The following is a 9,159-nucleotide window of genomic DNA, read 5'->3' as shown; positions in this document are numbered from 1 at the left end:
CGCGGCGGCGGGCGGTAGCTATACGCGCCTGGTAGATTGCCCAGCCTTTTCTGAACATCGCCGCCTCGATAGCATCCGGGCGCACGGCCGCTTGGTTAGTGGACTCAGTTCTGGCATGGTTGTGGGCGAATTCGAGCCACCGCTGGTATTGATCTGGGCCCCAAGGGCCGCGTTCCGTAATGTCCCAGTGTTCGACTTCCTTCAAAGCTATGGCAACGAACTGGTCGAGGATCAGCGCGCGACCAGGTTGTGCGTCGGGCCGGGCATCCGCGAAGTACAGCAGCTTGGTGTAGAACGAGGGCCCGAGGTAGGGAAGCTTCTGCTCGCCGCCCAGGGCCAGCATCTCGTACGCCTTCGCCGGTCCCTGATCACGAAGGACGGTCAAAGCCTTAACGAGCTTGGCCGTGGTGGACTCAGTCGTGTTCTTAGTGAAGACCTGAGCTCGACGACCGACGAGGAATGCTCGGTCGCCGGTGCCCCAGGCGTAGCTGCCGACCAGCAGTCGCCCGACGTCGTCTGGACCGCCATTCGCTGCGGTGAGGAGGTCGCTACGCGTGATATGTCGGTACTGCCGACCCCTGTTGGCCTCGGGCAGGTCGGATAGCCATGCCGTCCACCCTTCGGCGGGGACGCGTTGCTGCCACCAGCGTGGACGAAAGTCGAACCCGTGTGTGAGAACCTCACCAGGGGTCCAGAACGCGTCGACGCCAAGTCGGTCTCTGAGCCCCATCGTCGTCTCCTGCCCGGTGTGGGCAGACTGTACCGGCGGGCATCGACCGGAAACGACCCATGCTGCGTAAGCCCGGCCCAGGACGCCGAACTAGAAGGACTCTTATACCACGGTACTCGGACTTCTCCACTCGGGCCGTAAGGCGTTGGCCGCGAGGTATGGGGCCAGTCGTCCGTCCGCTCGCCGGGGCCGCGCCGCGCTCGGCGTGCTCCTGAGGACGGCCAATAGAGCACCGGTTTCCTAAGACCGTCATCTATGCATGTCGGTAGGCCGGCTGCCTGCGATTCAGCCGTTCATTACCTCTGTTTGTTGGTCGCATTGGATAGCTGCTGCGCTCCGTTGCTGGCGGTTACAGTAGCAAACCGGCCGCCTCTGTTGCTTTTTGTGTCAACTTTCTCGATTCTAAATCCTCGTCACGGCATTTTGCGACTTGACGTAGCGAGGATGCTGTCCGGGGAAGCACGTGCGATCCTCGCCCAACCCGCTCCTTTACGCCGCACGCCGAGTTACGCCTGGGCACCGGAGTCGGAAGTGGGCGCAAACGCGTTGCCAGGCTGATGCGCCAGGCCGGGCTGCAGGGCTTCTGCCGGCGCTGCCGTCAGGGCTGCAAGGTGCGCGAGTTGGACGCGTGAGTGGATGCCGAGCTTCCGGTAGACGCGGGTGAGGTTTGCTTCGACTGTTTTGACACTGATGGTGAGGGCGGTGGCGATGTCGCGGTTGGTCGCTCCGCTGGCGGCGAGCTCGACGCAGCGCTGTTCGGCGGAGGTGAGGCAGGGGAGCGTACTGCTGTGCGCGGGGACGGGCTCCAGTTGGTGGAGGGTGCGGGTGGCGGCTTCGATCCAGGGGTGTGCCTGGTGCGTGCTGAAGAGGTCGGCGGCGCTCTGCGCCGCGGTGCGGGCGCTGGCGCGTCGGCGTCCGCGTCGTTCGGTGTGGCTGAGGGCCAGGAGGGTTCGACCGTGTTCGATGGGCAGGTGGCGGAGGTGGTCGGCTGCTGCGGTGAGGAGGTCGGCGGCCGCATCGTAGTTGCCCAGGGTGGCTTCCAGGAGTGCCTGGGAGCGGTCGAGCACGGGGAGGACGCAGCTTCTATCTAGATCAGTCGCGGTGCGACGGGTATCGGTCAGCAGTTTGCGGGCTTGGTCGAGGTAGCCGAGGGAGATGAGGGCTTGGGCGAGGTCGGCGTGCCAGCGCAGGACGGACGGGTCGCGGACCTGCTGGCGCTTCTCAAGCGTACGGACCTCTTCCAGCGCCTCCAGGGCTTCTTTCGGACGCCCGGTGACCAGGAGAAGATGTCCGAGGACGAAGAGGTTTCGGGAGAGGAAGACTTTGTTGTCCTCCCGGCGGGAGGTGTCCGCCCCGCGGCGTGCGTGAGCGAGGGCGGAGTCGGTGCACGAGGCGGTGCCCTCGACCAGGGCGGAGGTGTAGCACGTTGGTGCGGGGTCCAAGGCGGCTCTGTCGGTAAGCGACAGGGCGCGGCCGGCGTAGTCGAGGGCCAGTCCGCACCGTCCGGCGCGGATCTCGACTTCGGCGAGGCTGCGCAGGACATCCACGGTGGCTTCGGCGTCTCCGGTCCGCTCGGCTTCGACGAGCAGAGGCAGCAGTGCGCTGCGGGCTTCGTCCAGACGGTCGTCGAAGATGGCGTGCCGGGCGGAGAGCTGTTCGGGCCTGGCGTTGACGGGGATGTGAGTGCTGCGTGGCAGGGACAGGGCGTGGCCGAGCGTGGTCTCGGCTTGGGGGCGGCCGAGGATGCGTTGGATGCGGGCCTGCATCGTGAGGGCCATGGCGGTGGTGGCGGTGTCGCCAGCGCTCCGGGCGAGGCTGGCGGCCCGGGCAGCCTGGGCGCACGCCCGGTCGGGATCGCCGTTGACGTTGGCCCAGATCGCCTGGCGGACGAGGATCTGCGCGGTCAGGTCCGGATGTCCGGCCGCTTCGTGAAGTGCGTCGGCGAACAGCTTGTCGCCGTTGTACAGGTGCTGTCCGCCTGAGTCGATCAGGGCGATGAGGGCGTTGACGCGGTTGGCGGGGCTGCTGTCGTGGTTCAGGACGAGGCGGACGGCAGCCTGGCCGCGGGGCAGGTCGCCGTTGTGGGCGGCGTCGCGTACGGCGGTCAGCGCCCGTTCGGTGAGCAGGTCGGCGTCGGTCTCCGGGGTACGTTCGGCGGCGAGCAGGGAGAGCTCGGCCGCTAGTGCGGGTTCTCCGCGCAGCCGGGCGCGGGCGGCGGCGCGGTCGGCGCAGTCGGCCGACTGCGGGTCGTTGGTGTCGGCCGCCAGCGTGGTGTGACGGTCGCGGCGGATGCTGTCGCGGCTGGCTTCGGCCAGGCGGGCGTGCAGGAGCCTGCGTGTGGCGACCGGCGGTCGGGCCGCGAGTTCGGCACCGATCGCGGCGGCGGCGAACCGGATCTTCCCGTCGACCTGCCCGATGTCGATCAGTCCGGCTGCCTCGGCCTCTGCGAGAAGGTTTTCGGCGGGCGGGCCGGCGAGGCGGCTCAGCAGTTCGCGGTCGGGCCGGTCGTCGAGTGCGGCGACCGTCAACAGTTCCTGAACTTCGGCCGACACAGTGCCCAGCCATTCGTTCACCAGTCGGCGGGCGGCCGGCGGCAGGACCAGGTCGTCTACGAGACCCTGAGCGGCCGGCAGGTCGGTGGCGCGGCTGCGGGCCCCGGCGAATGCGAGGGCTAGGGCCGGGTTCCCTCCGCTGCGGATGTGGGTCTGCGTGACCTCGTAGGGGGTTAGCCGGTACGGCGACAGCAGGGTTGCGACCTGATCGGGTGTCAGCGCCGGGATGCGTACCGCACAGGGGTCCTCGCCGCACCAGTGGCCTTCGCTCCCCGGGCGCCAGATTCGCTCTGCGGCTATGACGGGAAGGTCGGGAGCCAGGCGCAGTGCCCAACGCAAGACGGCCGCGCTGGCCGTATCCAGCCACTGGGCGTTGTCCACCACCAGTGTCAGAGGCGGGGTGTCCAGCAGCAGGGTGGCGGTCAACCGGCGCAGCCGTAGAGCGGTCCCGGCGGGATCGGCAGAGCCCGGCACTCCGACGGCCTTGTCGATTCCGGTCGCGAGTTCCCGCGCGGCCGGCAGCGGTTGGAGGGCCAGTGCGAGTTCGAGCAGTCCGGTGTAGGGGACCTGGGCGTCCTGTGGGCTCGGAGCCAGCCTTAGGACAGGCATGCCCAGCTGCTGCCCGAGTACACCGGCCGCAGCGGTCTTGCCGATCCCGGGCGGACCGAACAGCACCACCCGACGGGCGCCGCGCACGACGCCCGGTACCACCGGCAGCATGGTGCCGGTGGCCCCCTGATGCGCATTCACTGCCGTCGCAGAATCTGGCACCGGATCATAGTGCGCCCGACGGTCCTTCGCGCACCAGAGCAAGGGGTTGCCCTGATTTCGGCCAGCCTCCGCCGTTCCTAGTGTCATCGCCAAAGCCGAGCTGTCACCGGTTGCCGGAGATCCCATCAACACGGGCCCTGCTGCCACACCCCTCAACCCATCTCGGCGGGAGGATTGCGATGTATCGAAGAACTGCCATGGCGGCCGCTGTCGCGGTTGCGCTTACCCTGGGCACCGTGACCGGGGTGGCCACCCAGTCGACCGCAGCCACCCCGCCCCCTACACCCACGGTTGCACAGAGCCCGCTGTCGCTGGCGATCTCTGCAGCCGACCGCGCTGCCGACGGCGGTCACGACGCGCTGGCGAAAGGCCCCTTCGAGCAGTACGACCGTCGCATGGTGATCCCGTGGGTGGACGGCCTGTTCTCCATTGCCTACGAGCGCACCTACCGGGGCCTGCCGGTGGTCGGCGGCGACGCCGCCGTACTCGCCGACGGCAAGGGCGCGATCCGGGCGATCTCGGCCGCCACCAAGACGAAGATCAACGTGTCGGTGGTGCCGACGGTCGCCGTCGACCGTGCCGAGCAGACCGCCAAGAGCCTGCTCGCGAAGGTCGACCGGGTCGAGTCGCGCACCCTGGTGGTGCACGTCAAGGACAGCACCGCCCGCCTCGCGTGGGAGGTCGTCGTCGCCGGGCGCACCGCCTCGGCGCCCAGCCACCTGCATGTCTTCGTGGACGCGCGCACCGGCCAGGTGCTGGCCAAGCAGGAGGACGCCGCGGCCGGTTCCGGCACCGGCAAGTGGAACGGGCCCAGCCCGTTGTCGATCACCACGTCGCAGTCGGGCAGCACGTACTACCTGCGCGACACCACGCGCACCGGCCTGAACTGCCAGGACTACAGCACCAGTACCGTCTTCTCCGGCGCGGACGACAGCTGGGGCAACGGGGTGGGCACCAGCAAGGAGACCGGCTGCGTCGACGCACTGTACTCGGCGCAGAAGGAATGGGACATGCTGTCGGCCTGGCTGGGCCGCAACGGGCACAACGGCAACGGTGGCAGCTGGCCGATCAAGGTCGGCCTGAACGAGCAGAACGCCTACTGGGACGGCTCCACGATCACGATCGGCAAGAACTCGGCAGGCAACTGGATCTCGTCGATGGACGTGGTCGGCCACGAGTTCGGCCACGGCCTCGACCAGAACACCCCCGGCGGCACCAGCTCCGAAGCCGGCCTCGGCGAAGCCACCGGCGACATCTTCGGCGCCCTGACCGAGGCATACGCCAACCAGTCCAGCGCCTACGACGAACCCGACTACCTGGTCGGTGAGGAGATCGACCTCGTCGGCGACGGCCCGATCCGCAACATGTACAACCCCTCGCTGGTCGGCGGCCACCCGAACTGCTACTCCTCGTCGATCCCGAACACCGAGGTACACGCGGCCGCCGGCCCGCTCAACCACTGGTTCTACCTGCTCGCCGAGGGCAGCGCGCCGGGCGGCGGCAAGCCGAACAGCCCCATCTGCTCGGGCGGCCCGTCGTCGGTCACCGGCGTCGGCATCCAGTCCGCCGGAAAGATCTTCTACGGCGGCATGCTGCTCAAGACCTCCGGCATGACCCACAAGAAGTACCGCACCGCGACCCTGACCGCCGCGAAGAACCTGGACTCCTCGTGCGTCCTGTTCAACCGGACCAAGGACGCGTGGAACGCGGTCGCGGTCCCGGCCCAGACCGGCGACCCGACCTGCACCGGTTCCAGCACCGACTTCTCCGTCTCGGTCAGCCCCACCTCGGGCAGCGTCAACGCGGGCTCCTCGGTCACCGCGACGGTCAACACCGCGACCGTCTCCGGCAGCGCGCAGACCGTGTCGCTGACCTCCTCGGGTGCCCCGTCGGGGGTCACCGTGTCGTTCAGCCCGACGTCGGTGACGTCGGGCAACAGCTCCACGATGACGGTGGCGACCACCTCCAGTGCGGCTGCGGGCACGTACACCATCACCGTGACCGGCACCGGTTCGATCACCCACACCGCGCAGTACACGCTCACGGTCAACGGCGGCACCCCCGGTGGCACCGCGCCGGACATCGACGTCGCCAACGTGCAGGCGCACCTGACACAGCTCAGCACCATCGCCACCAACAACGGCGGCACCCGCCGCTCGACCGGCCAGGGCTACCTGCAGTCGGTGGCGTACGTCAAGGGCAAGCTGCAGGCCGCCGGCTTCACCGTCACCGAGCAGCCCTGCACCTCCGGCTGCACCAGCGGTGCAGGCCCGAACCTGATCGCCGAGTGGCCGGGCGGTAACGCGAGCAACGTCTACATGTTCGGCGCCCACCTGGACGGCGTCTCGGCCGGTCCGGGCATGAACGACAACGGCTCCGGCTCGGCGGCGCTGCTCGAGGTCGCCCTCGCGCTGGCCGCGCAGAACCCGACCATGCTGAACAAGGTCCGCTTCGGCTGGTGGACCGACGAGGAACAGGGCCTCAACGGCTCCAAGTTCTACGTCAACTCGCTGACCAGTACCCAGCGAACGGCGATCAAGGCCTACTACAACTTCGACATGATCGCGTCGAAGAACGGCGGCTACTTCATCAACAACATCACCTCGACCGCGTCGCAGCCGATGAAGGCGTACTGGGACTCCCTCAGCCTGCAGCCGGAGGAGAACGTCGAGGGCCAGGGCCGTTCCGACGACTACTCGTTCCAGAACGCGGGCATCCCGACCTCCGGTTACGCGATGGGCGCCAGCGCCACCAAGACGTCGGCCCAGGCGTCGAAGTGGGGCGGCACGGCCGGTCAGTCCTACGACTCCTGCTACCACTCCTCGTGCGACACCCTCAGCAACATCGACGCCACCGCGCTGAACCGGGCTGCCGACGGCATCGCCTACACGCTGTGGAACCGGGCGGTCGGCACCTCGACGCCGACCAACGACTTCTCGATCTCGGCCAGCCCCTCGTCGGGCACCGTGAACGCGGGGTCCAGCACCACGACCACCGTCGGCACCGCCACCACCTCGGGCAGCGCCCAGACGGTGACCCTGACCGCCAGCGGCGCCCCCACGGGCGTAACGGTCTCGTTCAGCCCGTCGTCGGTCACCTCCGGCAGCTCGTCGACCGCCACCATCGCGGTCGGCTCGTCGGTGGCCGGCGGCACCTACACCATCACCATCACCGGCACGGGGTCGGTGTCGCACAGCACCACGTACACGCTGACCGTGACCGGCGGGCCGGGCGGCTGCACCGCCGCCCAGCTGATCCTCAACGGCGGGTTCGAAAGCGGCACCTCGCCGTGGACCGGCTCCACCGGCGTGATCGGCACCTCTATCGGGCAGGTGCCGCGCAGCGGCACCCGGTACGCGTGGCTCGGCGGAAACGGCTACACCGCGACCGAGGCCATCAGCCAGACCGTCACCATCCCGTCGGGCTGCACCAGTGCGGTACTGACCTACTGGCTGCACATCGACACGAGCGAGTACGGGGCGCTCGCCTACGACGTGTTCACGATCAAGGCCAACGGCACCACCGTGGCGTCGCTGTCCAACATGAACGCTGCCACGGGCTACACGCAGCGCACCGTCAACCTCGGCGCGTACGCCGGCCAGACGGTCACGCTGACCTTCACCGGCACCGAGGACGCCTACCTGCAGACCAGCTTCGTGCTGGACGACGTGACCCTGCAGATCGGCTGAGTTCAACGGCAGGGTGGGGCGCTCGCCCCACCCTGCCGCAGGTCCTGCGCCCCTGTTCCGCTGCCGGACCGGACCTTAGCCTGAATCCGTGGATTGGATTCTGGGTGCGTTGTCGGGTTGATCTAGCCGATTGGGGGTGTGATGGATCCGCTGGCCCTGGTCTCCGTAGAACGCCAAGTAACCCGGCTCCGCCTTGACCTGGCGAGAGGCGAAGTCCATCGCCTCCGGGCGCAGATCTGCCCAACCTCGCGGGAAGCGGCCGTACCGGTCGTAGAACCTCCGCAACAGCGCGAACCCGGCCGTATCTCGCCATGCTTGGACGCAACCAGGTCCAGCTCAGCAGGGACAAGGGTCCAGTGCTCGACCAGCTCGCCGATGCTCAGAGGAGATCGACTCACAGCGGTCAACCACCGTGGCAGCGATCAGGGACCGCGCAGACCCCCAAAAAGATCAACTATTTGGCCCCTGGTCGCAAGATCGGCGTGGTTGGTCGTGAAGGGCCCGTCGGCGTGTGACCAGGTCCAGCGAAGCCGTCGGTGGGTCAGCCACGCACTAGCCTGGCCGGCGAGGTCGCGGTGCCGGCGCTGGGTCCTGTTGGTGTCGCCGCCGTCGGTGGTGAAGGCGAGCAGGGCGTAGCCGCCGGGGATGCCGGCGTGGGGCTCGCCGGGGTGCCGGCTGCCGTCGACGGGGAGGTGCACGCTGGCCAGGGCCGGTGCGCCCTGTCCGGGCAGGGTTTGCAGCATGTGGACGCGGCCGTGGTCGACCAGGTGCCATCGGCCGTCCAGGGGCAGCCTGAGCACGGTGCGGGCGTGGGCGAACAGTTCGTAGGCGTCGACGGGGTCCTGCACGACGAGGGTGGTGGTCGCGGTCATCGTGGTCACCGGGCCCAGATCGCCAGGGCTGCGGTGGTGGCGGCGCCGGCGTACCCGGCGAGCAGCAGCGGCACGGCGCGGGAGATGGCGGTGTACTTGGCCCGTACGGCGCGGGAGAGCCACCACAACTCGCGGGCGCGTGCGAGGGGGGCGGTCTGGGCTCCCGGGTCGGTGTCGCCACCGACAACGCGGACCAGGACGTCCTGGGCGGTGTCGGTGTCGGCGTAGGCGACGAACCCGAAGTCCCCACCCCGAAATCCCGGTAAGCGAAACCCGCGTCCGGCACCGGTGGGGCTACTGAACCGCCGAAAGCCCTTGCGGCAGGGCTGGCGCCGCGCGCCCTTTATGGGCATCACCGCACGCTCTTCCGCGCTCGTCGAAGAGGGCCGATGCCCACCGAACTCGCACATCGTGTCCGGGGTGTCTGTCGGTGACGGCGGCAGGCTGAGGTTGCCGTGCCCGTTGGGCCGGGAGTGGGGATGGCTGAAGTGTGTTCCGCCGTGATCGTGGCTGACGTTCGAGGTGCCAACCCCGCTCCCCCCGCC

At 68.7% G+C, this 9,159-nt stretch carries 5 protein-coding genes and 1 pseudogene; 2 read left to right on the top strand and 4 right to left on the bottom strand.

Features of this window, described 5'->3' with window-relative positions; translation table 11 throughout:
• Nucleotides 1-730: 8-oxoguanine DNA glycosylase OGG fold protein (locus tag ACPCK6_RS28640; RefSeq protein ID WP_423482756.1), on the bottom strand; the 730-nt coding region annotated here is incomplete at its 3' end.
• Between the two features lie 512 nt (nt 731-1,242).
• Here ACPCK6_RS28640 and ACPCK6_RS28635 point away from each other — a divergent pair.
• Complete coding sequence (locus tag ACPCK6_RS28635) at nt 1,243-1,362, top strand: IS3 family transposase (RefSeq protein WP_223201434.1); 120 nt, start codon at nt 1,243-1,245, stop codon at nt 1,360-1,362.
• Here ACPCK6_RS28635 and ACPCK6_RS28630 read toward each other — a convergent pair.
• Nucleotides 1,348-4,002: pseudogene (locus ACPCK6_RS28630) on the bottom strand (helix-turn-helix transcriptional regulator); the annotation flags it as partial. The gene ACPCK6_RS28635 and the pseudogene ACPCK6_RS28630 overlap by 15 nt on opposite strands.
• Before the next feature lie 248 nt (nt 4,003-4,250).
• Between ACPCK6_RS28630 and ACPCK6_RS28625 the strand changes: the two are divergent.
• Nucleotides 4,251-7,742, top strand: coding sequence for a M28 family peptidase (locus ACPCK6_RS28625; RefSeq protein ID WP_457609387.1), 3,492 nt, complete (start codon nt 4,251-4,253; stop codon nt 7,740-7,742).
• A gap of 422 nt (nt 7,743-8,164) precedes the next feature.
• Here the strand turns inward: ACPCK6_RS28625 and ACPCK6_RS28620 are convergent, their stop codons facing one another.
• Together ACPCK6_RS28620 and ACPCK6_RS28615 are read right to left on the bottom strand one after the other, a co-directional pair.
• Complete coding sequence (locus tag ACPCK6_RS28620) at nt 8,165-8,614, bottom strand: hypothetical protein (protein WP_124778772.1); 450 nt, start codon at nt 8,612-8,614, stop codon at nt 8,165-8,167.
• 5 nt (nt 8,615-8,619) lie between these two features.
• The gene (locus ACPCK6_RS28615; protein ID WP_423482757.1) at nt 8,620-9,057 is read right to left on the bottom strand and encodes a hypothetical protein; all 438 of its coding nucleotides are present in this window, start codon (nt 9,055-9,057) and stop codon (nt 8,620-8,622) included.
• Nucleotides 9,058-9,159 lie beyond the last annotated feature (102 nt).

It is taken from the genome of Micromonospora sp. AB353 (assembly GCF_049538395.1).
Taxonomy (GTDB): Bacteria; Actinomycetota; Actinomycetes; order Mycobacteriales; family Micromonosporaceae; genus Micromonospora; species Micromonospora aurantiaca.
The sequence above is the reverse complement of the archived record's forward strand: the minus strand, read 5'-3'. Positions and strand labels throughout refer to the sequence as shown.

Excerpts from the sequence above, each read along its gene's own strand:
- ACPCK6_RS28625 (WP_457609387.1), top strand. The coding sequence starts at position 4,251 with ATGGCGGCCGCTGTCGCGGTTGCGCTTACCCTGGGCACCGTGACCGGG.
- ACPCK6_RS28620 (WP_124778772.1), bottom strand. The coding sequence starts at position 8,614 with ATGACCGCGACCACCACCCTCGTCGTGCAGGACCCCGTCGACGCCTAC.